At 63.4% G+C, this 26,056-nt stretch carries 21 protein-coding genes; 8 read left to right on the plus strand and 13 right to left on the minus strand.

Going from position 1 to position 26,056, the window contains the following annotated elements:
- Positions 1-4: 4 nt before the first annotated feature.
- The 4 genes from AC1TXO_RS07315 to AC1TXO_RS07330 form a co-directional block, all read right to left on the minus strand.
- Positions 5-2,683: a molecular chaperone DnaJ gene (locus AC1TXO_RS07315; RefSeq protein ID WP_486405689.1), complete on the minus strand. Its 2,679-nt coding sequence runs from the start codon at positions 2,681-2,683 to the stop codon at positions 5-7.
- The gene (locus AC1TXO_RS07320; RefSeq protein ID WP_486405690.1) at positions 2,680-3,372 is read right to left on the minus strand and encodes a DUF1266 domain-containing protein; all 693 of its coding nucleotides are present in this window, start codon (positions 3,370-3,372) and stop codon (positions 2,680-2,682) included. The genes AC1TXO_RS07315 and AC1TXO_RS07320 overlap by 4 nt, the downstream gene beginning before the upstream one ends.
- A 73-nt stretch (positions 3,373-3,445) precedes the next feature.
- Positions 3,446-4,219 (minus strand): type I methionyl aminopeptidase, encoded by a 774-nt coding sequence (map, locus tag AC1TXO_RS07325; protein WP_486405691.1) that lies wholly within the window; start codon positions 4,217-4,219, stop codon positions 3,446-3,448.
- A complete protein-coding gene (locus AC1TXO_RS07330) occupies positions 4,216-4,419 on the minus strand; it encodes a ParD-like family protein (protein ID WP_486405692.1) in 204 nt (67 codons plus the stop codon). Before AC1TXO_RS07330 ends, map begins: the two co-directional genes overlap by 4 nt.
- 326 nt (positions 4,420-4,745) lie before the next feature.
- Here AC1TXO_RS07330 and AC1TXO_RS07335 point away from each other — a divergent pair, with 326 nt between their 5' ends.
- The 3 genes from AC1TXO_RS07335 (at position 4,746) to nirD (ending at position 12,009) form a co-directional block, all read left to right on the plus strand.
- Positions 4,746-8,774 (plus strand): bifunctional nitrate reductase/sulfite reductase flavoprotein subunit alpha, encoded by a 4,029-nt coding sequence (locus AC1TXO_RS07335; protein WP_486405693.1) that lies wholly within the window; start codon positions 4,746-4,748, stop codon positions 8,772-8,774.
- Positions 8,775-9,094: 320 nt separating this feature from the next.
- Positions 9,095-11,647, plus strand: a complete 2,553-nt coding sequence (gene nirB, locus AC1TXO_RS07340; protein ID WP_486405694.1) for a nitrite reductase large subunit NirB — start codon at positions 9,095-9,097, stop codon at positions 11,645-11,647.
- Positions 11,647-12,009 carry a nitrite reductase small subunit NirD gene (gene nirD / locus AC1TXO_RS07345; protein ID WP_486405695.1) on the plus strand — a complete coding sequence of 121 codons (363 nt, stop codon included), beginning with the start codon at positions 11,647-11,649 and terminating at the stop codon, positions 12,007-12,009. The genes nirB and nirD overlap by 1 nt, the downstream gene beginning before the upstream one ends.
- 445 nt (positions 12,010-12,454) lie before the next feature.
- Here the strand turns inward: nirD and AC1TXO_RS07350 are convergent, their stop codons facing one another.
- From AC1TXO_RS07350 to AC1TXO_RS07385, 8 genes are all read right to left on the minus strand, one after another.
- The gene (locus AC1TXO_RS07350; protein WP_486405696.1) at positions 12,455-12,952 is read right to left on the minus strand and encodes an Imm42 family immunity protein; all 498 of its coding nucleotides are present in this window, start codon (positions 12,950-12,952) and stop codon (positions 12,455-12,457) included.
- A 61-nt stretch (positions 12,953-13,013) separates the two neighbouring features.
- Positions 13,014-13,469: a hypothetical protein gene (locus tag AC1TXO_RS07355; protein ID WP_486405697.1), complete on the minus strand. Its 456-nt coding sequence runs from the start codon at positions 13,467-13,469 to the stop codon at positions 13,014-13,016.
- A gap of 57 nt (positions 13,470-13,526) precedes the next feature.
- Positions 13,527-14,135 carry a hypothetical protein gene (locus AC1TXO_RS07360; protein ID WP_486405698.1) on the minus strand — a complete coding sequence of 203 codons (609 nt, stop codon included), beginning with the start codon at positions 14,133-14,135 and terminating at the stop codon, positions 13,527-13,529.
- Positions 14,136-14,290: 155 nt separating this feature from the next.
- A complete protein-coding gene (locus tag AC1TXO_RS07365; RefSeq protein ID WP_486405699.1) occupies positions 14,291-14,728 on the minus strand; it encodes a hypothetical protein in 438 nt (145 codons plus the stop codon).
- Between the two features lie 78 nt (positions 14,729-14,806).
- Positions 14,807-15,181 carry a hypothetical protein gene (locus AC1TXO_RS07370; RefSeq protein WP_486405700.1) on the minus strand — a complete coding sequence of 125 codons (375 nt, stop codon included), beginning with the start codon at positions 15,179-15,181 and terminating at the stop codon, positions 14,807-14,809.
- Positions 15,178-15,651 (minus strand): hypothetical protein, encoded by a 474-nt coding sequence (locus AC1TXO_RS07375; protein ID WP_486405701.1) that lies wholly within the window; start codon positions 15,649-15,651, stop codon positions 15,178-15,180. The genes AC1TXO_RS07370 and AC1TXO_RS07375 overlap by 4 nt, the downstream gene beginning before the upstream one ends.
- A 3-nt stretch (positions 15,652-15,654) precedes the next feature.
- A complete protein-coding gene (locus AC1TXO_RS07380; RefSeq protein WP_486405702.1) occupies positions 15,655-20,187 on the minus strand; it encodes an RHS repeat-associated core domain-containing protein in 4,533 nt (1,510 codons plus the stop codon).
- Between the two features lie 30 nt (positions 20,188-20,217).
- Complete coding sequence (locus tag AC1TXO_RS07385; protein WP_486405703.1) at positions 20,218-20,643, minus strand: DcrB-related protein; 426 nt, start codon at positions 20,641-20,643, stop codon at positions 20,218-20,220.
- A gap of 149 nt (positions 20,644-20,792) precedes the next feature.
- Here AC1TXO_RS07385 and pcaQ point away from each other — a divergent pair, with 149 nt between their 5' ends.
- The 5 genes from pcaQ (at position 20,793) to AC1TXO_RS07410 (ending at position 24,155) form a co-directional block, all read left to right on the plus strand.
- Positions 20,793-21,725: a pca operon transcription factor PcaQ gene (pcaQ, locus tag AC1TXO_RS07390; RefSeq protein ID WP_486405704.1), complete on the plus strand. Its 933-nt coding sequence runs from the start codon at positions 20,793-20,795 to the stop codon at positions 21,723-21,725.
- A gap of 143 nt (positions 21,726-21,868) precedes the next feature.
- Complete coding sequence (gene bamJ / locus AC1TXO_RS07395) at positions 21,869-22,603, plus strand: BamJ family beta-barrel-assembly machinery protein (RefSeq protein WP_486405705.1); 735 nt, start codon at positions 21,869-21,871, stop codon at positions 22,601-22,603.
- Between the two features lie 289 nt (positions 22,604-22,892).
- Entirely contained in the window at positions 22,893-23,333 is a 441-nt protein-coding gene (locus tag AC1TXO_RS07400) for a YkvA family protein (RefSeq protein WP_486405706.1), read from the plus strand.
- Positions 23,334-23,421: 88 nt separating this feature from the next.
- On the plus strand, positions 23,422-23,781 hold the full coding sequence (locus AC1TXO_RS07405; protein ID WP_486405707.1) for a helix-turn-helix domain-containing protein: 360 nt from the start codon (positions 23,422-23,424) through the stop codon (positions 23,779-23,781).
- Positions 23,778-24,155, plus strand: a complete 378-nt coding sequence (locus AC1TXO_RS07410; protein WP_486405708.1) for a hypothetical protein — start codon at positions 23,778-23,780, stop codon at positions 24,153-24,155. The genes AC1TXO_RS07405 and AC1TXO_RS07410 overlap by 4 nt, the downstream gene beginning before the upstream one ends.
- A gap of 8 nt (positions 24,156-24,163) precedes the next feature.
- Here the strand turns inward: AC1TXO_RS07410 and AC1TXO_RS07415 are convergent, their stop codons facing one another.
- Positions 24,164-25,960 carry a bifunctional diguanylate cyclase/phosphodiesterase gene (locus AC1TXO_RS07415; RefSeq protein WP_486405709.1) on the minus strand — a complete coding sequence of 599 codons (1,797 nt, stop codon included), beginning with the start codon at positions 25,958-25,960 and terminating at the stop codon, positions 24,164-24,166.
- Positions 25,961-26,056 lie beyond the last annotated feature (96 nt).

Here is a 26,056-nt window from a genome sequence, read left to right on the forward strand (position 1 = left end):
CTGTTCAAGGGTGATTCAGCCGCCGCAGGGCCACTTGCAGGCCCAGTTGCAGCTGTTCGGGGTCGTCCGGTGACGGGCCGTAGCGGTTCGCCAGCTTGTCGCCCGGCAACCCGACCAGCAGCAGCGGGGCGAACGGCAGCAGGCGGCTGACCGCCAGCAATCCCACCAGAGCCCACACCCCCTGGCCCAGGTCGCGCAGGCGACGCAGGAAGGACGTCAGCAGCAGCAACACCACCAGGGTCCAGAGCATCGGGCTCTTGGTCGCCGTGGTCAGCAGCGTGCCGGCCAGCAGCAGGACGATCACGTGGGCGATCAGGTCGCTGCGGTTGAGGCGGCTGTCCAGGCGCCAGAAGGCCCAGGACGGTGCCGGCGTGTGGCTGACCCGGGCCAGCAGCAGGCGTTCGGCACGGGCCAGGATCGCCATGCAGGCGCAACGCAGCCCGGTGTCCTGGTCAGGGTCGTCCTTGGCCTTCTGCAGGCGCATCAGGCTGCGGGTGGAGGGTGGAGCGGCGGATTTGACCAGATGATTGAAGGCCTCGAGGATATCCCTGAGCAACTTGCCGTCGACCTTCTCTTCACGCTCCACCGCCTGGCGCGGCGGCTGCCTGACCTTGCCGGCGACCAGCCCATCGCGCAGCGGGGCGAACCACGGGCTGTCGTTGCCCAGGGCCTCGAGCCGGTCGCGCAGACGGGCGCGCTGCGCGGCGTCCAGGTCAGGATCGTGGTACAGCACGGCGCACAGCAGCATGTAGCCCAGTGGGTGTTCGTCGAGGGTGCCGAAGTCTTGCTCCAGGCACTCGAGCAGGCGCACCGCGCCGGGCAGGCGGGTACTGCTGAACACGTAGCCCAGGGTGTGCAGGCGGCTGGCGACCAGCGCCTGCATCGGGTCGCGGTCGTCCAGCCAGGCGAGCAGGCCGTTGTGTTCATTGAACTGCGCCTGGCGCTCGACCAGCATCCTGTGCAGGGCGGCGAACGGATGGCTGGACGGATAGCTCAGCTGGCCCGGCAGGTCAGGCGGCGCGAGGTCCAGCCAGCGCTGCGGGTTCAGGGCCGTGGCCAGCATGAACAGTTGCTGGCGGTGCCAGTTCCACAACGCCTCGCCCTCGACCATCGGTGGTAGCTCGAGGCCATTGAGTGCAAGTTCGTCCATCAGTGTCAGGCCGAACGGCACGGTGAACATGCGGCGCATGTCGAAATGCTCGTTCAGCTCGGCCAGTGCCCGGGGCGAATAGACCCGCATGCGTCGCAGCCACTCGCGGCAGACCGGGTGCAGAGCGTCGGCCTTGAGCGCCTCGGGCAGTTCCACCGGACCTTCGTCACGGGCGCAGTATTCGACCAGCGCGCGCACCACCGGCGAGTGTTCGAGCCAGTGCAGTTGCTGCGCCGCCTGGCGCTGGAAGCCTTCGAGCACGAGGACGTCGAGCGGATCGTCGCCGGGGCGGTCGTCGAGGATGCTGCGCAGCAGGCCGGCCTCACCGCGTTGCAGGGCCCAGGCCTGCCAGTAGCGGCGCTGCAGCGGGCGGTCTGGCTGGTCGGCCAGCAACCAGGCGAGCAGAGGCAGTTCGTCGTCGCCATCCAGGCGCCAGTCGATGAAGGTCGCGGCGATGCTGTCGAGCCCCAGGCGCGAGGCTTCGGACCAGCGAGCCAGGGTCTGCGGCGATTGGGCGGGGCAGCCCCAGGCCTGGGCCGGGTCGGTCAGGTCGGCTGGCCAGCTGTGCGGTGTGCTCTGCTGGTCGAGGGCCTGGATCAGCAGGGGCAGGCGCTGCGGCTGGTAGCGGGCGCAGAGGTCGAGCAGCCAGCGCTCGGCCTGCGGGTGCTGGTGTTCACGCCATAGCCGTAGCCAGCAGTCCAGCGCCTGCTGCTCGGCACCCAGGGCATCGGCCTGGCGCGCCAGCAGGAACAGCAGGTCGACATCGTCCGGGGCCTGCAGGTGCTGCTCGAGCACGCGCGCATGCAGGGTGCGACTGCCGATGCCGACCTGGCTGAACTGCTCGGTCAGGCGCTGGACCAGGCCGTCGTCGGCGGGGAAGGCCACGCAGGTGTCGCGTTCGGCGAACTGTGCGTATTCGAACAGGGGTCGCTCCTGGTGGAAGTAGCCCAGGCTGCGGAAGTACCACAGGCTTTCCAGTTGTGCGGCGGCCGACCAGTCGCGCATCAGGCGGGTGTCGAACGGATCGGGATCCTCGATGCGCTGCAGGAAACCTTCGATCTCATGGGTCTCTTCCGGCGCCAGGCGCAGCAGTTGCTCGGCCCAGCCCAGGCGCAGGGCGAGCAGACGCGCGCACTGGTGGGCGATAGGCCCGCAGTTGCGCAGGTCGTGCAGCAGGCGCCAGCTGAGGTCTTCCAGTTGTTCGAGCGGCAGATCGTCGAGCAGCGCGATGTAGTCCAGCCAGGCTTGCGGCTCATAGCGTCGGCGGGTGTCTTCGAGCAGGGCGTGGAACGCCTGCAGGGCCTCGCTCGGTTGTGGCTCCGAGGTCTCGGCGGGCGCTGGCTGTTCGGCGGTCAGGCCAGTCTCGGCGTGTTCGCGGGCCAGGCGCTGGGCCTCGTCGTAGGCCGCGCGCAGGGCCTGGAAGCCCTCCGGGTCGGTTTCCGGATGGTGTGTCGGCAGGCGGCTGCGGTAGGCCTGGCGAATGATGTCGAGGTCCTGGGTCGGGTCGATGCCCAGGCGGATCCAGCAACTCATGACCAGCACTCCTCGTGCAGTGACGCCGGGCGTTCCGGCTCTGGCAGCGGCAGGTCCCAGGGAATGCCTGCGAGCAGTTCGTTGGCGCCGATCCGCAGGTTCAGGGCAATGCAGCGGTTCCAGTGCTCGTTGCCCTGGCGCTCGAGGTTGGCGGCGAAGGTCTCGTCGCTGCTGTCGGAGACATTCCACAGTGCCTTGCCGAACAGGTAGCCGGCGATGTAGCTGTCCCAGCGGTTGTAGTAATGGCGCGCGCGCAGGGCCAGGCGATAGTGCAGGTAGAGGCTTTCGTCGCGGCTGAGGTGACCCTTCTTGACCCCGGCGCGCAGCAGGAAGCTCATGCGCCCGATGTCCCAGGCCCGCGTGCCGCCGGGGCCGCAGTCGGGGAAGGTGCGCGCGGCGTACTGGTACTTGACCCGCTCACGCGGGGGCAGGGTTTCGAGCAGCGCTTGCCACTGGCTCGGCAGGCTGCGCTGGAACTGCCAGTAGGCGTTGCTCATCTCGCTGGCGTGGCCGTTGTCGGCCATGCCAAGCACGTCCAGCAACTGGGCGCGGGTGCTGATGCCCCAGCCGCTTTCCAGATCGGTCTGGTCTTCACCCTCGAAGTATTCGGGGGCGGTGTAGCTGGCACCGTTGAGCGCCGCCATCGGCGCTGAGAGGGCGTGCAGCCAGTGCTGTGCGGATTCGTCCATGAACAGGGTCCGGGGCGGGAGATGTGCCGCGATTGTAGAGAGGCGGCGCGCAGGTGGGCAATGGTGCGGCGCGTCAGCGGCGCTCTTCGGCTCGCAAGGTCAGCACCTCGCAGCCCTGCGCGGTCACCGCGACCGTGTGCTCCCACTGCGCCGACAGCCCGCCATCGCGGGTGATCACCGTCCAGCCGTCTTTCAGGGTGCGTGTGCCACGAGTCCCCTGGTTGATCATCGGTTCGATGGTGAACACCATCCCCGGCTGCAGTTTCATGCCCATGCCCCGCTGGCCGTAGTGCAGCACCTGTGGCGCTTCGTGCATCTGCTGGCCGATGCCATGACCGCAGTACTCGCGCACCACGCTGTAGCCTGCCGCCTCGGCGAACTGCTGGATGGCGTGGCCGATATCGCCCAGGGTGGCGCCGGGGCGGACCTGCTCGATACCTTTGCACAGTGCCTCGTAGGTGGTGTCGACCAGGCGCCGGGCTTCTTCACTGATCGTACCGATGCAGTACATCTTCGATGAGTCGGCGATGTAGCCACCCTGTTCGAGAGTGATGTCCACATTGATGATCGAGCCTTCCTGCAGCACTTCGTCGGCCCGCGGCATGCCATGGCAGACCACCTGGTCCACCGAGGTGTTCAGCGAATAGGGGAAGCCGTACTGACCCTTGCTCGCCGGACGCGCCTTGAGTTGCTCGACGATGAACGCCTCGGCGCGGTCGTTGATCTGCATCGTGGTCACCCCGGCGCGGATGAAGCCGTCGAGGTCGGCGAACACCTGCGCCAGCAACTGCCCGGCGCGACGCATCAGCGCCAGTTGCGCTTCGTCCTTGAGTATCACCTTGCTCATTGCAACAGCTCCTTGAGGTTGGCCTGCTCCTGGCGCAGCAGATGACGCAGCAGTTCCTGGTAGGTGGCCTGGGGGTGCAGTTCGGCGAGCATGCCGATGCGGATCCAGTGTTCGGCCTGGGCGTTGATCGAGCGCGACATGGCGGCGCTGGCGATGCGCAGGTCTTCGTGGAGGTCGTCGCAGATCTTGACGATGCCCATGGGAAGTCTTCCTGATATATGAAGCGTATACGAATCATATAGTCGGTTGGGCGATGTGTCACCTTCTGGTGCGTGGGGCATCAAGACGGGGCGGATATCGCGTCGGTCTTTTCGCGGCTGGACCCCTCCCTGGAAGCTGCGCGGCCTGTGGGAGGGGGCAAAGGCCGCCGCAATCGCCCAACTGGCCCGCAAATTGCTGATCCAGCTGCATCCGGACCCCTCAACGCCGAGGGGCCCTACATCTTCACGACAAAGGCGCCGTGTTGCCCCGCTTGCCCTGCAGGCCGGGGCAGCCGGCGCCTTTTGCATTTCCAGGGGGACCACCCATGAGCAGCAGCGAGGTGCGCAGCGTTTGCCCGTATTGCGGGGTCGGGTGCGGCATTGTCATGACCGTGGCGCAGGGCAAGGTCACCAAGGTCAGTGGTGACAAGCAGCACCCGAGCAACTTCGGGCGCCTGTGCACCAAGGGCCTGACTGCGCACCTGCCGTTGACGGCTGCCGGGCGCATGGAGCACGCCTTCGTGCGTCAGCAGCGCAGCCAGCAGCCGGTGCGCACGGGCATGGACGAGGCCATCGTGCAGTCGGCAGCGCGCCTGCGGGCGATCATCGATGAGCACGGCCCGGATGCGGTGGCGCTGTATGTGTCCGGGCAGATGTCGCTGGAGGCCCAGTACCTGGCCAACAAGCTGGCCAAGGGTTTCATCCGTACCCGCCACATCGAGTCCAACTCGCGGTTGTGCATGGCCAGTGCCGGCAGCGGCTACAAGCAGTCGCTGGGCGCCGATGGCCCGCCGGGCAGCTACCAGGATTTCGAGCGCGCCGAGGTGTTCTTCGTCATTGGCGCGAACATGGCCGACTGTCACCCGATCCTGTTCCTGCGCCTGCTCGACCGGGTCAAGGCCGGGGCCCGGCTGATCGTCGTCGACCCACGGCGCAGTGCCACGGCCGACAAGGCCGACCTGTTCCTGCAGGTGCGTCCGGGCAGCGACCTGGCCCTGCTCAACGGCTTGCTCTACCTGCTGCACGAGAATGGCCATACAGACGCCGATTTCATCGCCCGGCACACCGAGGGCTGGGACGACATGCCAGCGTTTCTCGCCGATTACCCTCCCGAGCGGGTCGCGGCCCTGACCGGTCTTGCCGAGGCCGATATCCGCCAGGCGGCTGCCTGGATCGGCGGTGCGTCGGAGTGGATGAGCTGCTGGACCATGGGCCTGAACCAGAGCATCCACGGCACCTGGCACAGCAACGCGTTGTGCAACCTGCACCTGGCCACCGGCGCGATCTGCCGCCCCGGCAGCGGGCCGTTCTCGCTGACCGGCCAGCCCAACGCCATGGGGGGGCGTGAGATGGGCTACATGGGCCCGGGCCTGCCGGGCCAGCGCTCGGCGCAGGTGACTGACGACCGTGCCTTCGTCGAGCAGCAATGGCGCCTGGCGCCGGGAACCCTGCGCAGCGAAGGCGGCGAGGGCACGGTGGCGCTGTTCGAGCAGATGAAGCGCGGCGAGGTGAAGGCCTGCTGGATCATCTGCAGCAACCCGGTGGCCAGCGTCGCCAACCGCCAGCAGGTGATCGACGGCCTCGCCAAGGCAGACCTGGTGATCGCCCAGGACGCCTTCCTCGACACCGAGACCAACCGCCATGCCGACATCCTCCTGCCCGCCGCGCTGTGGGCCGAAGGCGAGGGCGTGATGATCAACAGCGAGCGCAACCTGACCCTGATGCCGCGTGCGGTTGCAGCACCCGGCGAAAGCCTGGAGGATTGGCGCATCATCGCCCGTATCGCCTGTGCCATGGGCTATGCCGAGGCCTTCAGCTACGCCGATGCCGAGGCGGTGTACGACGAGATCCGCCACTTCTGGAACCCCGCCACCGGCTATGACCTGCGCGGCATCGGCTATGCCGAGCTGCGCGACAAGCCGCGCCAGTGGCCGTGCGCGCCGGGTCGCAGCGACGACCGCAGCCCGCTGCGCTACCTCAACGACGGCAGCAGCCAGGCGCTGCTGCACGACGCCCAGGGCCAGCGACCCGCGCTGGCCTTTCCCACGGCCAGCGGCAAGGCGCGCTTCTTCGCCCGGCCCTGGCTGGCGCCGGCCGAGTTGCCCGACGCGGATTATCCGCTGGTGCTCAACACGGGTCGTGTGCAGCACCAGTGGCACACCCTGACCAAGACCGGCAAGGTGCCGAGCCTGAACAAGCTCGAGCCCGGCCCCTTCGTCGAGATCCACCCTGAAGACGCCCGGCGCCTGGGCATCGCCGACAAGGACCAAGTGGCGATCCACTCGCGCCGTGGCCAGGCCGTGCTGCCTGCGCGCATCAGCGAGCGGGTGCTGGTCGGCAACTGCTTCGCCCCCTTTCACTGGAACGACCTGTATGGCGAGCAACTGGCGATCAACGCCGTGACCTGCGATGCGGTCGATCCGACCTCCCTGCAACCTGCCTTCAAGCATTGCGCCGTGAGCCTGGAGCGGGTGGCGGGCGAGCGTATCGACGCGCTCGAACTGCCCGGCGCGATGCCAACGGAGCCTGCTGCCATGCCCACCGATACCCTGTCTCGCCTGCTGGGTCTGGATCGCCTGCCCGCACCCGTCCTGGCCGACGAGGAACGTCACTACCTGCAGGGCTTTCTGCTCGGCCTGGCGCAGGCGCGTGTCGAGGGCGTGCCCAGCCTGCCGTCCAGTGCACCGCTGGCGCCTGCACGACGGCTGTTCGTCGATGGCCTGATCGCCGGACTGTTCGCCCAGCCTGCGGCCGTGGCCACTGCGCCGAGCGAGACGGCCCGGCACCGGGTGCTGTGGGCTTCGCAGACTGGCAATGGCGAGGCGCTTGCCGAGCGATGTGCCGGGCACCTGCGCGAGGCGGGGCTGGCCGTCGAGCTGAGTTGCATGGACGCGGTCGACCCCGCTCAGTTGCACGGGGCTGCCAGCGTACTGCTGATCGCCAGCACCTTTGGTGACGGCGATGCGCCTGACTGCGCTTCGGCGTTCTGGCAGGCGCTGCAGGGCGCACAGGGCGATCAGTGGTCGGCGTTGCCGTTCGCGGTGCTGGCCCTGGGCGATTCGAGCTACGACCAGTTCTGCGGCTTCGGCCGCAAGCTCGACCAGCGCCTGGCGGAACTTGGCGCACGGCGCCTGCTCGAGCGGGTCGACTGCGAAGCGGATTTCGACCTGCCGTTCACCGCGTGGCTGCAGGCCTTGTTGCCGTTGCTCGGTTCGGCGAGCAGCGAACCTGTGCTGTCCGTGCCTGCGGGCACGGTCGGCAAACTGCAGCCCTGCCTGGCACCGATCATCGAGAATCGCGTGCTGAATGCCCCCGGTGCCACCAAGGAAACGCGCCAGGTGGTGTTCGACCTGCAGGGCACCGGGCTGGTCTACGAGGCGGGCGATGCGCTGGGCGTGTGGCCGCACAATTGCCCGGCGCTGGTGGAGGAAACGCTCGCGCTGATGGGCCTCGACGGGCAGACCCGGGTGCAGTTGCCCGACCTGCCGGCCATGCCGCTGGCCGAAGCTATGCGGCGGCACTTGGAGATTGCCCGGGTCACTGCGCAGCAACTGCAGGTGTTCAGTCAGGCGGCCGGTGCCGGCGAGTTGCGCAGGTTGCTGCAACCCGAGCACAAGGCGCAGCTCAAGGCGTGGTTGTGGGGGCGGCAGTTGGCCGATGTGCTGGATGCCTTCCCCCAGCAACTGGCGCTCACGCAATGGCTGACGCTGCTCAAGCCCTTGCAGCCACGGCTGTACTCGATCAGCTCCAGCCCGAAGGCGCACCCGCAGCAGGTGCACCTGACCGTTTCCACGGTGCGTCACGGCCGGCGCAAGGGGGTGAGTTCGAGTTTTCTCGCCGACCGCGCCGAGGGCCTGGACGTGGCGATCTTTACGCAGGTCGCACGGCACTTCCGCTTGCCCGAGGATGACGCCACGCCAGTGATCATGGTTGGGCCCGGCACCGGCATCGCACCGTTTCGTGCCTTCCTCGAAGAACGCGAAGCGCGTGCTGCCAAGGGTGACAACTGGCTGTTCTTCGGTGAGCAGCACGCCGCTTTGGATTTCTACTACCGCGAGCAGCTGCAGGCCTGGCAGGCCAGTGGTCACTTGCGTCTGAGCACCGCGTTCTCGCGCGACCAGGCCGAGAAGCTCTATGTCCAGCAGCGCATGCTCGAAGAGGGCGCCGAGCTGTGGCGCTGGTTGGAGGCGGGGGCTTATGTCTATGTCTGCGGCGATGCGCAGCGCATGGCCAGGGATGTCGATACCGCGCTGCGCCAGGTGGTGGCCGAGCACGGGCAGATGAGCGCCGAGGCAGCAGCTGATTATGTCGAGGGGTTGGGCAAGAGCAAGCGCTATCGGCGCGATGTGTACTGAGTGCACCGGGATGGGGAGGGCTGCACCGGCTTGAGGCGGTGCAGCGTACGGCGCCATCGCGGGACCAGCGCGCTGCCACAGGTTGCGCAACGCTGCAGACCCTGCAGCGGCAGGCCTGTGCGGCGATGGCTGCGGCAGCGACTGCAACCTTGGCACGCTCCCTGCTTTGCAGGATGTACAACACAGCCCCATTGATCAACGGCGATCGACAGGGGCCTCACACTGATGAGTACAGGCAAAGGCGCCTGGAGCTTCGGCTCCAGGCGCCTTTTTTTGTCTTGGCTGCGGGTCACCCCGCACACCGTGATCGAGGATCGGCGATGAAGGCAACAGCGAACGACGGACAACGAGAGCGACTGGTCATCGTCGGCAACGGCATGGTCGGTCATCACCTGGTCGAGCAACTGATCGAGCGCGGCGCGCTGGCGCGCTTCGAGGTGCGGGTCTTCGGCGAAGAGCGCCAGCGCGCCTACGACCGCGTGCACCTGTCGGAATACTTCGCCGACAGCAGCGCCGAGACGCTGGCCCTGTGCGAGCCTGGCTACCATGCTCAGCACGGCGTGCACCTGCATCTGCACGAAGCCGTGCTGGAGATCGACCGGGGGCTGGGCGAGGTCGTCACCGCCCAGGGCCGCTACGGTTATGACCAGCTGGTGCTGGCCACCGGCTCCTACCCGTTCGTGCCACCTATCGAGGGCTCCAGCGGTACCGCCTGCCTGGTCTACCGCACCCTCGACGATCTCGACGCTATCCGTGCCTCGGCGGCAGGGGCACGGCGTGGCGTGGTGGTTGGCGGTGGGCTGCTGGGGCTGGAGGCAGCCAATGCCCTCAAGTCGCTGGGCCTGGAAGCCCATGTGGTGGAGTTCGCGCCACGGCTGATGCCGGTGCAGCTCGATCAGGAAGGCGGCGCGGCCTTGCGTGCGCAGATCGAGGCCTTGGGAGTCGGCGTGCACCTGTCCCGCGCCACCCAGTCGATCGATGCGGGAGAAGCGTATCGCCACCGCATGAATTTCGACGGCGGCGAGACCTTGGAAACCGACCTGATCGTGTTCTCTGCCGGTATTCGCCCGCGTGATGCGCTGGGGCGTGCGTGCGAGTTGCAGATTGCTCCGCGTGGCGGCGTGGTCATCGATGGCCAATGCCGCTCCAGCGATCCTCGGATCTTCGCCATCGGCGAATGCGCCTCATGGAACGGCAGTGTGTTCGGCCTGGTCGCGCCCGGCTACAGCATGGCGCGCAACCTCGCTGCGCTGCTGGTCGGTGAGGCCAGCGCCGAGTTCGCCGGTGCCGACATGTCGACCAAGCTCAAGCTGCTGGGCGTGGATGTCGGCTCGATCGGCGATGCCCATGGTGCGACCCCCGGAGCGCGCAGCTACCGCTACATCGACGAAGCCAACGCCTGCTACCGGCGCCTGGTGATCGACGCCAGCGGCAAGCGGGTGATCGGCGCGGTACTGGTCGGCGACAACAGCTACTACGACACCCTGCTGCAGCACGTGCAGAACGGCATTGCCCTGCCAGCGGATCCGGCTGCGCTGATCCTCCCGCAAAGCGGCGGGGCACCCACGCTCGGTGCCGATGCACTGCCCGCCAGCGCGACCATCTGTTCGTGCCACAACGTCAGCAAGGGTGCGATCTGCGCAGCGATCGACAGCGGCTGCGCGGACCTTGCCGCAGTCAAGGGCTGCACCAAGGCGGCCAGCGGTTGCGGCGGCTGCGCGGCGCTGCTCAAGCAGGTGTTCGAGCACGAACTGACCGCCCGTGGCGTGACGGTCGACAAGAGCCTGTGCGAGCACTTCGCCTACACCCGCCAGGAGCTCTATGCGCTGGTGCGGGTCGAGGGCATCCGCAGCTTCGACGAATTGCTCGAGCGTCACGGCAAGGGCCACGTCGGTTGCGACATCTGCAAGCCGACCGTGGGTTCGATCCTCGCCTCGTGCTGGAACCAACCGATCATGGACCCTTCGCTGGTGCCGCTGCAGGACACCAACGACACCTTCATGGCCAACATGCAGAAGAACGGCACCTACTCGGTGGTGCCGCGCATTCCCGGTGGCGAGATCACCCCGGACAAGCTGATCGTCATTGGCGAGGTGGCGAAGAAATACGACCTCTACACCAAGATCACCGGCGGTCAGCGCATCGACCTGTTCGGCGCGCAGTTGCACGAGCTGCCGCTGATCTGGGGCGAGCTGATCGAGGCAGGCTTCGAAACCGGTCACGCCTACGGCAAGTCGACGCGCACGGTGAAATCCTGTGTCGGCAGCACCTGGTGCCGCTATGGCGTGCAGGACAGCGTGGCCATGGCCTTGCGCATCGAAGACCGCTACAAGGGCCTGCGTTCGCCGCACAAGCTCAAGTTCGCGGTATCCGGCTGCACCCGCGAGTGTGCCGAGGCGCAGAGCAAGGACATCGGCGTGATCGCCACCGAGAAGGGCTGGAACCTCTATGTCTGCGGCAACGGTGGCATGCGTCCACGCCACGCCGAGCTGTTCGCCACCGACCTGGATGACGACACCCTGGTGCGCATCATCGACCGCGTGCTGATGTTCTACATCCGCACCGCCGACAAACTGCAGCGCACCTCGGTGTGGCGCGAAAGCCTCGAAGGCGGGCTGGACTACCTCAAGGCGGTGATCCTCGACGACAGCCTGCACCTTGCCGATGAGCTGGAGGCGCAGATGCAGCATGTGGTCGACCGTTATGAATGCGAGTGGGCCAACGCCCTGAAAGACCCGGAGAAGCTCAAGCGCTTCCGCACCTTCGTCAACGACCAGCGTCCGGACCCGGACGTGCATTTCGTGCGCGAGCGCGAACAGCGCCGGCCTGCGGCACCCTTGCACCTGATTCCCACTGTCGAGGAGATCGTCTGATGAGCCTGTCCAATGCTGCTGTAGCGCAACACGATAACTGGCTGGCGGTATGCCGCGCCGATGACCTGGTCGCCGATTCCGGCGTGGTGGTGTGGCTGGAGGGCGAGCAGGTCGCGCTGTTCTACCTGCCCGGTCAGGTGCAAACGCTGTACGCCGTAGACAACCGCGACCCGCGTTCGGGGGCCAATGTCATCGGCCGGGGGCTGGTCGGCAGCCTGCAGGGCGAGTTGGTGGTGGCGGCACCTTTGTACAAGCAGCATTTCAGCTTGCGCGATGGGCGTTGTCTGGAGGATGCAGGGCAGCGGTTGCGGGTGTGGCCGGTGAGGATGGAACGGGGGCAGGTCGAGATTCGCTTTTCCTAGCAGGTAGGGCTCCTGCCTGGCCTGTGCAGTACCTGTGGGAGCGGCGGTTCGCCGCTGCGACTTGCCCCGCGAACACCGGCAAAGCCGGTGCCATGCACCGCGGTGTTTGCTTCGCGGGTAAACCCGCTCCCACAGGTTGGATCAACAGTCCTGCCACGTTACCTTCAGCTCTTTGGTATCGATGCAGAGTGTTCGATTGAGTGCTCCGGACACGACATCGCAGAAAATTTCGTCCTCGGTAATCGAAAGAGATTGCAACCCGGTGGCGTAGGTGAATGCAAGAAGCCGGTCGTCCAGATACAGAGAGGTCGAAACAGTGCCGTCCAGTGAGTAGACCAACTCCAACCGGAGGGGCCCTGCGCAGAACCTGCAGTTCCATTGTGCGTACTCTGGATCGTAATCTGCGACTAGCCCGAGTGCCTCGAGCAAGGTGGTTTCGAAAGAATTAATCATGATTTTTTGGGAGTCTGAAAAAACTTGCCACATCATTCAGTGTGTTTTTTACGTACCCAGGAGGTAGGAAAATTTCTCGTACCACGTCATCGTCATGAGCTCTCCAAATGACCCGGTCCGTTGTTTCAAGCATGAGCAGGACCACGACATCGCCATCAAGGCAGGGTGTCAGGTTCAGCGATAAGAACAGCGCACCAATTTTGGTAGAAACAATCCAGTTTTGGGAGTGCTCGTACCCTTGCTCAACCTGGGAAAGCACGGTTGATTTTTCCAGGTTTCTCAGGGAGTCAGCGTAATCGAGATCATAATTATCGAATTTGACATTGATCATGTTCAAGAAGGTGTCGATCTGTGTGATCTCTTCTTTTGCACCGATCAGGTGACTGTCTAAAGATAGGTTTACGGTCATCCAGCCTGACTTGAAGCTTGGTGCAAAAGCTGAACAACAGATTGAGAATGACTCTCTGTTTCCTGCGCTATAGTAGCTCATGCTGCTGGCCTTTTTTTCGCATCGATGAATGGACAGAGAGGGTGCGAACCATCACCATGAGTCAAATACCTTTTGATGGCAGAGCCGACCTGACGATGTGCATTTCGATGGCGTGCTCATCGTCGCTCAGCGATATGATGAAATCCGGATCAGTGAAGGCCAATTGAACATTGTAGGTTTTGTCGAGTCTGAATAAACTCCCTAGAAACGCACCAAAATCGTACCCGTGAAAATTTAGGCCGATTCTATTTTCGAAGAAAATCCAGCATTCAAATTCTTTGTTTATGTTCGAGGCATCAGTTAAGGCTGATATGAATTCATTTTCTTTCGTCGGGTGAGGCAGTAAGCATCCATCTGCCTTCTCAGCGAGAGCGTGCATGTAATTGATCGTTTCTCTATGCCAAGAGAAATCTTCTGGTTGTAAATGTTTAAGTTTATAAGACTGAATTCCAAGAAGGTATGAAGCATACTTTTGTGCTCTCAGGGTCAGCAGTTTGTTACTCAGGGTGTGATCCATTTTTATGTGCGTGCGTTCTTGAATGGTTGCAGGTATTTGTTGTTTTTTTTTGCTAGTTCAAGAATTTTGCGTTTTTATTTTTTTTAGCATGCTGTACTTCTTGGGGTATTCGCGCTCAAAGGTGTTCACGGAGCATTCGTCAAGTTTTTCTTCTTCGTATGCCCAGGAGATCAAATATTCCTGCAGGTGCCTGCTCAAGTTTAAATTTGCGGGCGTGAGGTTTGAAAGTGATAAGCTGTTGGGCTCGGCTTGTCTTATCAAGTGGCGTGCACTAAGTTTGGCAATCATCTCGGTATCGGTGTCTGAGATGTTTGCTAGAGCACCCATGTCTTCGCATTGCGCAAAATCTGAAACGTATGAAAGTGCTACGAGTTCATTTGAAACCCATTGGCTGATCAGAGTGGTGCGCAATGGTTTTTGTGCTATTAATTTCAATAGCATAACTAACGTTTCAGATGAGTCTATAAGAAATACTAGTGTATGATTAATTAAGTAGTTTGCGCTGGCGTTGAGTTCGGTGCCCACCGGTCGGCTGGCTTGGGCCGAAAGTGCAAAGGTCAGGATTTCTGAAAAGAATTGTTTATTGTGCCAGAGGCTGTTGACCGCGTCGCGCTCACGGTACAGTGATAGGAGTGTTTTCTGAACATCTCTACTGGTATTTTTCACAATGAACACCCTCCTTTAATGCCTCTGGCGCCTGGTTTGAATGGCCGTCCACCTACAATTCCACTACCTACCTTGCGCAGGTGCAGCTTTAAAGGCATCTGCCATGCACACTCTGACAAATCCGCTTCCGCTGCGATGTCTTTCTGCATGGGAAATTACTCAAGAGCGTATCGATAGCTGCCGGCGATGATCTCGACGTAGCTGTCGTACCCCGCGACGATGTAATGCTTCAATGAAAGAAAGTTGGCGGGATCATAGAGCGAATTCTTTTCTGCCAACAGCGCTGATTCGACGACCTCATAGAATTTTGGGTCAGGATGAAGCCCGGTCTCTCGCCAGGTTTCTAAATCATCGCCTTGGCTGCCCAGAATGGCGTAATTTCGATGCTCACGTTCAAAAAAGTTAAGTGTGATACAGCGTATCTCAGCGACACGCTCAAAAACGAGCGTCGCCATGGCGTAGGTATCCTTCTCGATGTGTTCGAGTCGCTGAGCCTCAACCTGTATCAATGCGGCACCCGTCTCGTCGTAATTTGCGTTGAGCTGTGTAGTGTTGATGACAAAATCAACTTTCTGAGGGACGAGCTTTATCATAAATTACGCCCTGCAAAGTCGAAGGACTCAATGATGCGGATTGTCATAAGTTTCAAAGTGTTAATTTTTGTACGATGTTCACAAGGGGTAATCTTCCACGCTCGATGTGTCGATGAAGTCCTCCAGCGTCAGATTTTTTTCGTTCAGAAAGTCCATAAGTTCATCGACGGAATCGAGTGTTTTAAAATTGCCAAGACGATCGTATGAAGGGTCAAGGTCTTGTTCTATATCTTCGGCGTTGAATATGTTTAAGCGTGTTTTGAAGCGTGCGTCTTCAATGTGACATTGGTTGGCATAGGGGGAGTGGCCGATCATCGAATAGGGTTCGACCCTGAATGGGTATGTAGGGGTTAGATGATCCTGCAGGGATAACTCTATCCAGGCTCTGTATTGAGGTGTGTCAGATTTGATTTCGTAAATTAGAGTTTGCCCTTGGAGAAGTGCTTTGATCATTTTTGAGTGTCTATTTTGAAATCAAAGTGTTCGAACGTGATTTTTATGACGGCGTCTTCGAATATGAGTTCGTGTTGAAATTTGCTTGTGTCTTCTACTGTGGTCATTTCATCACATATAAGATCGCCGTGAGTCGATTGATTGGCAGGCCATTCCGTGGGGCTTTTTTCGATGGAGTAACTTGAGACTTTTGTATAGGTAAGTGTCAGGGTGTCTCCATAAGCTCCATCAAGGATTATTTGAGCGGTGTTGGTGTAGCATTCGTCGATGTCATGTTCTTCGAATGTAATGCTCTTTAGCCGGGCGTCATGTAAACATCGGGGGTCGGAGGGGTCATAGTGCCAAGCACTGCTCATAAAGTTGTAAATATTCTCTGGGAGTAAATGTTTTACGCTCTCGACATAAGCTGGATATTCGCTGCTGTCTAGAGTGTACCCATCGGGATTTTGAGTGAGTTTGATTATTTTCATGATCTACAAATCGCATCCTGAGTGACCGGAGGCCTTGACTGATTCAGTGTATTCTCTCACAGCTTTTTTGCTTCCTGGTGTGCCTTTGGCTGGCAAAGCACCCATTTTTCTTAATTCATCCACCGCGACACCATTCAGCGTTCTTGAGACACTTGCGGGAATCTTGATTTCACTAGCAGTATGTCCGTGTTTGTTGAAGAAGCCATTAGGGCCGTATACACCAACTTCGCGCCCATTAGGCGAATATACGTGTACCTCAAATGAGCTACTGCCTTGGGTGTTGAATCGATCGATTCTTCCCCTATAGCCTTCAGGCAATGACAGCGGCGCCTTGGGCGCAAGGCCAAGTGGATCGATCCAGCTGATTGGATTCGCAGCTAACTTGTAGAGGTTGGCCCCTCCGACCAACCCAATCGGATCCTGCTGCGTAAACCGCCCCACCTCCGGATCATAGAACCTGAACGTGTTGTAGTGCAGCCCCGTCTCCCGGTCCAGGTACTGCCCCTGGAACCTCAGGTTCTGCTGCCGGTTCTGCCCGCCGTGGTACCACTCTTCGCGGCACTTGCCCCAGGTCTCGAATTCGCCCTGCCAGACCGTCACGCCGTGTTCATCGGTGAGCTGCTCGGGCAGCCCGGCGAGGTTGGTGTGGAAATAGTACAACTGCTCGGCACCCGGCGCGCCGTCGAGGCGGGCGAGGGGTTCGTAGCTGTCGCTGTCGGCGTAGACGTACAGGCTGGGCTTGCCGTCCTGTATTTCCTGCAACAGCCGTAGCCCCTGCCAGAGGAACTGCGTCTGGCTGACGGGCTTGGGGTGATCGTTGCGGTACAGGCGCTTGGCGGTTCTGCGGCCGAGTGGGTCGTAGTCGAACTCCACCCGTTCCAGCACCGGGCCGCGCTGCTGGTGCACGCGTATCAGACGGTGCTCGGCGTCGTATTCGAAGCGCTGTATCAGGTGTGCGCCAGTGCGTTTTTCGCTGAGGCGGCCGAAGCGGTCGTAGCGGTAGCGTTTGTCCTGGTAGACCTTGAGGCGGTTGTGCCGCACGTAGCCCTTGATCGGGTAACCGTCGAGCAGGTTGCCGGCCTTGTCGTAGCCATAGTGCTCGACCCGTTGGCCTTCCCGATGCCCCTGGGTGCGGCTGGCGCCGTGGATGCGTTCGGTGGGGCCGTAGTCGTAGCGAACCTGCCCGCGCTGGACGTTGCCGTGGCTGTCGGTACCGAACAGGCGGCCGATGATCTGCGCCTGCGCGGGTGGCTCGCCGTCGGGGCTTCGCTGGCACTGGATGAAGTCTTCGCCGACCAGGTTGTCACTGTCGTCGTAGCGGTACTGCTTGCTCAGCAGGGCCAGGCTGCCTGGCCCTGCGCCTTGTCCATGCAGGGCTTTTTCAAGCAGGCGTCCGCTGCTGTCGTAGCGGGTCTGGGTCTGGATCCGCCCCTGGGTGCGCAGGACTTCGGCATGCAGGGCGTCGCGTTCGAAATCGCAGATTACCCGGCCGTCGAGGTTGAGCTGATGCAGGTGGCCGCTGCCGTAGCACAGATGGTTGAGGCGTCGGCCGTCTGGCAGGGTCAGGGTCTGCAGGTTGCCCAGTTCGTCATGCGCGTAGGCGAGCCTGCCCGCTTCACCGGTTTCGCTCAGCAATTGCCCGAGGGCGTCATGGCTGAAGGCGAGCTGTCGTGGCTCGCCCTGCAGGTTGGTGAAGGTGATCGTCAGCAGGTTGTCGGCGAGGTCGTAGGTGTAGTCGGTGACGCCGTCGTCGGTGCGCTTGCGCAACAGGCGCCCGGCGGCGTCGTATTCGAAGGCTTGCACCTGTACCGGCGCCTCGGGCTCCGGAGCGCTGCCGGGGAAGGCGGGCTCGGTATCACGTGCCGGGTGCAGCCGGGCCTCGATGACGTTGCCAGAGGCATCGAAGCGATAGCTGTGACCACCGCCGTCGAGATTGCGCTGGGTGACCAGGCGATCCAGGGCATCCCAGTGGAAGTCGTAGTGCTCGCCGTTTTCATTTTCCAGGCGCTGCAGGCGGTCGTGGGCGTCCCAGGCAAAGCGCAGGGTCAGGCCCATGGCATCGGTGCGCTGGCTGAGGCGGCCGCGCGCGTCGTAGTGCCATTGGGTCAGTTGCTGGCCGGGGTCCAGATGCTGTGTCAGTTGCCCGGACAGGTTGACCTGGTAGCGGTCGATCCGCCCGTCGGCACGGGTGCGCTCCTGCAGGTGACCGCGGGCGTCGAAGCGGTAGCGGGTGCAATGGTTGCGCCCGTCGTAGACCGCGCTCAGGTAACCGCGTTCGTCGTAGCGCCAGGTCGTGGTGCGGTTGGAGCAATCGACGTAGCGGGTCAGTTGGCCCCGCTCGTTCCATTGCAGATGGCGGGTCTTGCCCAGGGCATCGGTGACCTGCTCGACCCGGCCCTGCCGGTCGTGGCGGTAGAGCGTGGTGTGCCCGAGCGGGTCGGTGGCACTGATCAGGTTGCCGCGGGCATCGTAGCGGTTGCGCTGGGTGTGGCCGGCGGCATTGCTGATATGCGTGGGCAACGCCCAATGGTCGGTGTAGGTGATGCGTTCGCTGCGCCCCAGCGGGTCGCGGCTCTCGATCAAGCGACCGAGCCCATCGTAGCTGTAACGCCACTCGGCGCCCTGCGGATCGATGCTGGCGAGCAGTTGGCCGTGGACGATCTCCTCACGCCAGCATTGCCCCAGGGCATCCACATACCGCAGGACCTCATGCAGCTGCCCCCACTCGAAATGCTCGCTGCGGCCCTGGCTGTCGGTGATGTCGGTGTGGCCTTGCAGCAGATCGTAGTGGAACTGGTAATCCTCGCCGTCCTCGCTCCAGTGGCGAACCACTCGCCACTCGTGGTCCGGTTGCGCTTCGAGCAGTGGCGCCAGCCCCGGGATCGGACGAGGATGGGCGGTGAAACGCCGCCACTGGTAGTGGAAGGTCGCTCCGCTGGCCAGGGTGTGGCTGGCCATCAGGCCCTCGGGGGTGTAGCTGAAGCGTCGCAGCACCTGGCCACCGGGTTCGTACACCTCGCTCAGTTGACCGGCGCGGGTATAGCGGTAGCTGGCCAGGGTTTCCCGGCGCTCGACCGCAAAGTCGCGGCCTTCGAGCAGGAACAGGCGCTGCACCTGGCTGACCCGGCGCGGATGCACGCTGTCGTAGCTCAACTCGACCACCGTACGGCCAAAGGTATCGACCAGGTACTGCAGGCGGCCGTCGTTGTCGTAGAGCACGTCGAGCCGGTTGAGGTTGCGATCGCCCAACTGCACCAGGCGTGAACGACCGGGGTTGTGCGGGTCGGTGTGCAGCACCTGGTACTGGCCGCTGTAGATGTCCTCGACCACGGTGATGCCGGCGTCCTGGTGGAAGAACGCCAGCCCGTCGAGGCTGCTGACCAGCGCGCTGCCCGGTTGCAGGCGCCCCAGTTCGATCCGCGTGCCTTCCTCGTCGACGTAGATCCACAACTCTCCGTTTTCAGGATGGGCGACGCGCTCCAGCCGCACTTCGTAGGGCAGGCTCCAGCCCAGGCCGAACATGCCGTCGTCGCGCAGGTCGTTGCTGTCGTAGCGCCGTGCCCAGTCGATTGGCAGCAGGCCGGGGAGGGCAAAATCCAGGTCATCGGGGCCGTCGAGCAATTTGCCGCCGCTGGAGACGATCACCGGATGGCCCTTGCACTTGGGGATCATCGACTTTGGCCTGGGCGCCTTGCCGGGCCGTGCGCGGGCCTTGCCTCCACGTCGCGACAGGAGCATGCCGGCGACGATGCCGACGATCTTGGCCAGGGCGCTCTTGCCGTCGCGGATGTCGCGCACCGTGAGGGTGCCGCCGCCGATGCGCACATCGGGTGAGAAGGTCATGCCCACCGGGCCGTCGCAGGTGGTCTTGTCGCCCACCCGCACGGCGGGCTGGCCGTTGATGAACACCTTGTCCGAGCCCTGGGCGAGGAAGTTCTTGCCCGGGTGCTTGCTGCAGACGACGGTATCCTCGCCCCTTTCCTGGGTGCCGGGGTCGGCATGCTGGGTGATCGGCGGGTTGAAGATGCTGGCGATATCCTGCGCCATGCCAATGATCGGCAGCATCATCGAGGCACCGATCATGGCGTAGGCGCCGACGTTTTCCAGGATCGAGGGTGGCTCGGCCGCAGCCGGGGCCGCCTCGACGCCCAGGCTGATGCCAGCGGCGCGCGCGGCGGGCATGCCGTTGATGTGGACGTTGGCCGAGCCGGTGAGGATCTTGCCATGGGGCTCGGGCGGGAACAGCGAATTGCCGACCCAGTCGCTGAAGCCGGAGATGTGTTCGCCGATGCTCTTGTCGCCGCCAGGCAGCGAACTGGCCGCGCCGACCAGCAGACCGGCCGCCACCGGCACCAGCGCCGCCGCAGCACCGCCAGTACCGATGGTGGCCGCTACGGCAGCACCCAGGGCTGCAGCCACCGCCGCCGTGGCGGCGGCATACACCACCGCTTCGGTCAGGGCGCTGGTGAGCTCTGCCATCAGCGGCGGATGCAGTATGAGATCGTCCTTGCGGGCGGCGTGGAGATCCTGCTCCATGAACCGTGGCTTCCTTTCGCGGGGGCGTCGTCAGATGAGTTGCAGGCTGGCCTTGATCGCCTGCCAATGGGCGAGGTCGTGTTCGGTCAACGGGGTTTCCTTGCTGTAGCTCAGCACCATCAGGCGCTGCGCCGACACGTGCGGATAAGCGAGCTGACGCTGGTGCGAACGGATCTGGCCGTGCTGGAACTGCAGGTCGACTTCCAGCGCGTCGATGCTGTGCGACGCGCCGCAGGTGGTCGCTTGCGGCTCGCTGACGATCGCATCGAGACGACTGCGCAGTTGTTCGAGTTGCTGGCGATACACCGCATCGAAGCGCTGGCCCACCGGCAGCGGGCTGCGGGCAATTACCAGGGTGGTGCCGCGCCCGGCGAATGCCAGCATGTTCATGCTGGTGTCCTGGGGCGGTTCTTCGCCCAGTTCGAGCTGCAGGTCCTGGGTGTGGTAGAGGGGCATCGACAGGCTCCTTGCCGGTGAAATACGCACCCTACAAACCCTGTGTGCCGAGGGCAAGCCGCAGGTTGTCGGATTGCGATCAAGTCGGTGTAGGAGAGTTCCAATGCTGACGACTTGCAGCACTCAGGCACGCGGTTAAACTGCCGTGCATGAACCTCGATACCCGCATCAAGTACCGTCATCTGCTGTGTTTCCTGGAGATCGCCCGCCAGGGCAGCCTGGCGCGGGCGGCGGATGGGCTGGCGATCAGTCAGCCGGCCATTTCCAAGACCCTCAAGGAGCTCGAGGACCTGCTCGAGACGCGCCTGTTCGAGCGCAGCCGCCAGGGCGTCGAACTGACCGCGTCGGGTACCCGCTTCATGCGCTACGCCGGGCCCAGCGTGCAGGCGCTGCGCGAGGGGGTGAGCAGCGTGCGTGGCGAGGCCCGGGCGCCGTCACAGGTGCGCATCGGCGTGCTGTCGACCGTCGAAGGGCTGTTGATGCCGGAGGTGCTGTGCCGCCTGCACCAGCGCCACCAGGCGCTGGTGATCAGCGTGGTCACCGGCGTCGGGGCACAATTGCTGGGGCAACTGCGCCTGGGTGAGCTGGAACTGGTGGTCGGGCGGATGACCGACAGCCCGCAGATCCAGGGACTGTCGTTCGAGCACCTGTACAGCGAGTCCATGAGCCTGGTGGTGCGCCCTGGTCATCCGCTGCTGGCACGCCAGCCGCTGGATCGGCTCAAGATCGCCGAGCACGCCCTGGTCGTGCCGCCTGCGGGCACCACCATCCGCCAGCATGCCGACAGCCTGTTCGTGCAGTGCGGCATCCCGATGCCAGCGCAGCGCCTGGAAACCTTGTCCCTGGCCCTGAGCCGGCGCTACCTGCTGGGCAGCGATGCGGTGTGGGTGGCACCGCGCGATGCGGTGCTGATCGACCTGCAGCGCGGTGAGCTGGTCGAGCTGGACCTGGGGGTGCGCGAACCGGGAGGCTCGGTGGGCATCTGCCGTAACGCGGCGCTGGCGCAAGGCCTGGCCGCGCAATGGACGTGCGAGGTGCTGCGCGAAATCGCGGACGAATACCGTGCCGGAAGCTACCCTTGATTTCCATTGCGGGATGAACATCCCTTCATACAGGAACTTCCCGCTACAAACCCGCTCCTATGCCGGTAGCCATTGGTCATGGCCGCTGATAAGCTCGCGGCTTTACCCTGATTGCCCTCATGGCGCATGAACAAGGAAATAGCATGAAACAGCATCGTTTGGCGGCTGCGGTTGCCCTGGTAGGCCTGGTCCTGGCTGGCTGCGACGCTCAGACCAGCAGTGTCGAGCTCAAGACCCCGGCACAGAAGGCCTCCTACGGTATCGGCCTGAACATGGGCAAGAGCCTGGCACAGGAAGGCATGGATGACCTGGACTCCAAGGCGGTGGCCCAGGGTATCGAGGATGCCGTCGGCAAGAAAGAACCCCGTCTGAAGGACGAAGAGCTGGTCGAAGCCTTCACCGCCCTGCAGAAGCGCGCCGAGGAGCGTCTGGCCAAGGCCAGCGAGGAAGCCGCCGCCAAGGGCAAGAAGTTCCTTGAAGAAAACGCCAAGAAGCAGGGTGTGGTCACCACCGCTTCCGGCCTGCAGTATGAAGTCGTGAAGAAGGCAGACGGCCCGCAGCCCAAGCCGACTGACGTGGTCACCGTCCACTACGAAGGCAAGCTGATCGATGGCAAGGTCTTCGACAGCTCCATCGAGCGTGGCGCTCCGATCGACCTGCCGGTCAGCGGCGTGATCCCGGGTTGGGTCGAAGGCCTGCAGCTGATGCATGTCGGCGAGAAGTACAAGCTGTACATCCCGGCCGAGTTGGCCTATGGCGCCCAGAGCCCGAGCCCGCTGATCCCGGCGAACTCGGTTCTGGTGTTCGACCTCGAGCTGCTGGGCATCAAGGACCCAAGCAAGCTGGACGCCGAACCTGCCGAAGCGCCGGCCAAGTAATCCGGCCGCCGTGGTTGCAGACGCCCCGTTTCGACGGGGCGTTTTCGTTTCGGCTTGTGCTTGACGCGAACGCCGTGGGTGTCCCACTGTCTGAGTAACAGGCCGCTTGCACAGCGGCCAACACAATCCTGACGCAAATCGTTTGCCTGTCTGAAACGGTTGTGTAAAAAACGCCCGATCTGAGCGGGGCCCTTGCCCTGTGGGCGCCCAGCGCCCGAAAATGCTGCCCTGTTCACAAGGTTATCCACAATAAATGTGGATAACCTTCCTGGCTGATGCTGGAGGCTTCATGAGCGCACCCTGGAATTTTGCCCGTTTCCTGCCCCTGGCCGAGCGCCTGCTCAGCCGCGGTCGGTTGCCGGCGCTGTTGTTCGCCGTGGCCCGCAAAGGCCCCAAGCTGGGTCAACTGCGCGATGACCTGCGCCTGATGCAGGCACTTTGCCTGGCCTGGTGGCGCGGCGAGTACCGTGCGGTGAGCCCACGGGCGCTGGTGACCATCGTCGCTGGCCTGCTGTACTTCGTCAGCCCGCTGGATGCCATCCCTGACTGGATCGTCGGTGTCGGTTTCCTCGACGACATCGCCGTGCTGGGCTGGGTGATGAAGACCGTCGCCGACGAACTGGCCCGCTTCAAAGCCTGGCGCGACAGCCAGTCGCCCGAGCGCCTGCGGGTGGTGGAGCGTCTGCCGGATACCCCCGAGGCATTGCGCCTGGAACGTCCTCACCCTTGAAAACGACCTGACCTGCACAGAAGCCCGCGCTTGGTCATATAATTGGCATAAGCATTATGCCGACGGATTACATGCAGCAGGGGGTGGTATGGGTATTCAGGTCATCAGTCGGGACGGTCAGCCCGAGTACGCGGTCGTTCCCTGGAGTGAGTACCAGGCGCTGCTCGCAGCAGCCGGTCAGGCGCCCGACGGCGTTGCTGGCGAGCAGGCCGCGCTCGGTGAAGGCAATCGTCAGGGCGTCGATGAAGGCGTCAACCTGCCCGCACTCGGTGAGCTGGCGCAGCTGCGTGAGGCCAAGGGCCTGGCACCCGAGCAACTGGCGCGCACTGTCGGGATCAGCCCTTCCTACCTGGCCATGATCGAGTCGGGCGAGCGTGTCCCTGATGCGGCGATCCAGCGCAGCCTGGCCTGGCACCTGGGTGTGGCCGGCTGGAGCCAGCCGTCATGAGCCAGGTCAGGATCAGCCGCCAGCAGTGGCAAAGCCTGCTGGGCGAGCTAGACCTGGCCCGCCGTCAACGTCATCTGCTCACCTACCGGGCGCTGCTCGAGCGCTTGCAGTTGCCCAGCCCCGCCATGCAGACCCTGACGGCCGCCCTCGAATACCTGGCCCTGCTCGACGCCCGTGCCGAACAGCCGTTGCGCAGTTCGCTGGTGATCAGCCAAGGCGCCAGCCGCCTGCCGCGCACCGGCTTCTTCGAATGCGTCGAGCGCCTGGGGCGTTTTTCCGGGCCGGTCGATGGCATGGAAGCGGCATCGTGGCACGCTTCGGAGGTGGTGCGGGTGTTCGAGTTCAGCTATCCCGAAGAGGTCGCTGCGGGGTAGGGCGACCTTCAACGCGGTAGCGGCGAGTGCAGGTGCATGTCGGAGAGCGCCTGGACCTGCGCCGTATCGATCAGGCTCAGGCTCGGGCCGGCGGTATCCTTGGCCTGGCGCTTGGCCTGCGAAGCCAGGTCGGCCAACTGGGCCGCATCCAGGCGGCTGCAGTGCTCGGGGCGCAGCAGCACCACCCCGATCGACAGCGACAGCAGGGCAAAGGTCTCGCGCTGCCCCTGGCGGTTGTGGGCGATGAAACAGCCCGCCTGCAGGTGCTCGCTGCGATAGAAGCGCCGGCACTCGCGCAGGAAGTTGTCGATCAGCCGCTGCAGGCGTTCGCGCCAATCGGGCGAGCCCAGTACCAGCATGAAGTCGTCCCCACCGATGTGCCCGACGAAATCACGGCTCGGCTCGACGCTGTCGTTCAGGCACTGGGCCAGGCACAGCAGCACCTCATCTCCTCTGGCATAGCCGTAGATGTCATTGAAGGGCTTGAAACTGTCGATGTCCACGTAGCACACCGCTGCGGCCCGCTGCTGTTCGAGCAGGCGCGCCAGGCATTGCTGGATCGGCACGTTGCCCGGCAGCAGGGTCAGGGGGTTGGCATAGCGCGCCTGCTGGATCTTCTGCTCGGTGATCAGCTTGAGCACGTCGATCACCCGGCCCAGGCCCTGGTAGCGGCCTGCGTGGGTGATGATGAAATCTTCCTCGATGCGCTGGCGTGCGCGGCTGGTGAGCAGGCGACTGACCTGCTGCAGCGACTGGCTGCGCTCGACGGCAAGAAAGTCTTCGCTCATCAGCCGGCTGATCGGCTTGCGTGCGAACAGGTCGGTGCCAAAGGGCTGGAGCAGGGCGTCGGACAACGAATGGCGATGGACGATGCCACAGGGCTGGCCCTGGGCATCGAGTACGGCCAGCGAGTTGAGGTTGGCCTGGCGGCGAAAAGCCTCCAGCACCTGCAGGGTGGGGGTATCCAGGGCCACGGCAGGCTGTTCGATCAGCAGCGGGGCGAGGTCGCCACCTTCTTCGCCATCGGCCAGCACATTGCCCTGGGTCTGGGGCAGCAGGCCCAGGGCATCGCGCGGCGGGAACTCCTGGGGGCGACCGAGCAGGTAGCCTTGCAGCAGGTCGACGCCCATTTCCGCCAGCACCGCCAGCTCTTCGCCGAGCTCGATGCCTTCGGCGACCACCTGGGCTTTCGATGCCCGGGCGATCTGCAGGATGGAGCCGACGAACTCGCGCTTGAGCGGGTCCTGATGGATGCCGTCGATGAAGTGACGGTCGATCTTCACGTAGTCCGGGCGCAGCTCCGACCACAGGCGCAGGCTCGAGTAACCGGCGCCCAGATCGTCCAGGGCGATGGAGAAGCCCATGTCGCGGTAGTGGTGCAGGGCGTTGGACAGCAGCTGGAAATCATCGGTGGGGGTCTGCTCGGTCAGCTCGATCACCACCCGGCTCGGTTGCAGGCCGACCTGCTCGAGCATCTTCAGGGTGCGCCCGGACGGGTAGTGCGGTTCGAGCAGCGATTCCGGCGAGACGTTGAGGAACAGCTTGCCCTCGAGCCCCAGCTCGCTGAAGCGGCGGCAGGCATTTTCCCGGCACAGTACTTCCAGTTCGCTCAGGCGTCCGGCCTGACGGGCAATGGCGAACAGGTTCAGCGGTGAATGCAGCGGGCTGTTGGACGGCCCTCGGCTGAGCGCCTCGTAGCCAAGCACGCGCCGCTGCGAGAGGCAGATGATCGGTTGGAACAGACTGTGAATGCTGCGCTGAGCCAGGATGGCGCTCAAGGCACTGAGCTGTTCGGTGACGGTCATGGACTGCTTCCTGAAAATGAAAAGGCCGGACGTTTTTCGCGTCCGGCCCTTCCATTTCACGACAGTGCGATGACTGTTTGATGACAGGTCACATTA

The sequence above is a fragment of the Pseudomonas sp. FA117 genome (assembly GCF_057370475.1).

Excerpts from the sequence above, each read along its gene's own strand:
- AC1TXO_RS07315 (WP_486405689.1), bottom strand. The coding sequence starts at position 2,683 with ATGAGTTGCTGGATCCGCCTGGGCATCGACCCGACCCAGGACCTCGAC.
- AC1TXO_RS07320 (WP_486405690.1), bottom strand. The coding sequence starts at position 3,372 with ATGGACGAATCCGCACAGCACTGGCTGCACGCCCTCTCAGCGCCGATG.
- map (WP_486405691.1), bottom strand. The coding sequence starts at position 4,219 with ATGAGCAAGGTGATACTCAAGGACGAAGCGCAACTGGCGCTGATGCGT.
- AC1TXO_RS07330 (WP_486405692.1), bottom strand. The coding sequence starts at position 4,419 with ATGGGCATCGTCAAGATCTGCGACGACCTCCACGAAGACCTGCGCATC.
- AC1TXO_RS07335 (WP_486405693.1), top strand. The coding sequence starts at position 4,746 with ATGAGCAGCAGCGAGGTGCGCAGCGTTTGCCCGTATTGCGGGGTCGGG.
- nirB (WP_486405694.1), top strand. The coding sequence starts at position 9,095 with ATGAAGGCAACAGCGAACGACGGACAACGAGAGCGACTGGTCATCGTC.
- nirD (WP_486405695.1), top strand. The coding sequence starts at position 11,647 with ATGAGCCTGTCCAATGCTGCTGTAGCGCAACACGATAACTGGCTGGCG.
- AC1TXO_RS07350 (WP_486405696.1), bottom strand. The coding sequence starts at position 12,952 with ATGAGCTACTATAGCGCAGGAAACAGAGAGTCATTCTCAATCTGTTGT.
- AC1TXO_RS07355 (WP_486405697.1), bottom strand. The coding sequence starts at position 13,469 with ATGGATCACACCCTGAGTAACAAACTGCTGACCCTGAGAGCACAAAAG.
- AC1TXO_RS07365 (WP_486405699.1), bottom strand. The coding sequence starts at position 14,728 with ATGATAAAGCTCGTCCCTCAGAAAGTTGATTTTGTCATCAACACTACA.
- AC1TXO_RS07370 (WP_486405700.1), bottom strand. The coding sequence starts at position 15,181 with ATGATCAAAGCACTTCTCCAAGGGCAAACTCTAATTTACGAAATCAAA.
- AC1TXO_RS07375 (WP_486405701.1), bottom strand. The coding sequence starts at position 15,651 with ATGAAAATAATCAAACTCACTCAAAATCCCGATGGGTACACTCTAGAC.
- AC1TXO_RS07380 (WP_486405702.1), bottom strand. The coding sequence starts at position 20,187 with ATGGAGCAGGATCTCCACGCCGCCCGCAAGGACGATCTCATACTGCAT.
- AC1TXO_RS07385 (WP_486405703.1), bottom strand. The coding sequence starts at position 20,643 with ATGCCCCTCTACCACACCCAGGACCTGCAGCTCGAACTGGGCGAAGAA.
- pcaQ (WP_486405704.1), top strand. The coding sequence starts at position 20,793 with ATGAACCTCGATACCCGCATCAAGTACCGTCATCTGCTGTGTTTCCTG.
- bamJ (WP_486405705.1), top strand. The coding sequence starts at position 21,869 with ATGAAACAGCATCGTTTGGCGGCTGCGGTTGCCCTGGTAGGCCTGGTC.
- AC1TXO_RS07400 (WP_486405706.1), top strand. The coding sequence starts at position 22,893 with ATGAGCGCACCCTGGAATTTTGCCCGTTTCCTGCCCCTGGCCGAGCGC.
- AC1TXO_RS07405 (WP_486405707.1), top strand. The coding sequence starts at position 23,422 with ATGGGTATTCAGGTCATCAGTCGGGACGGTCAGCCCGAGTACGCGGTC.
- AC1TXO_RS07410 (WP_486405708.1), top strand. The coding sequence starts at position 23,778 with ATGAGCCAGGTCAGGATCAGCCGCCAGCAGTGGCAAAGCCTGCTGGGC.
- AC1TXO_RS07415 (WP_486405709.1), bottom strand. The coding sequence starts at position 25,960 with ATGACCGTCACCGAACAGCTCAGTGCCTTGAGCGCCATCCTGGCTCAG.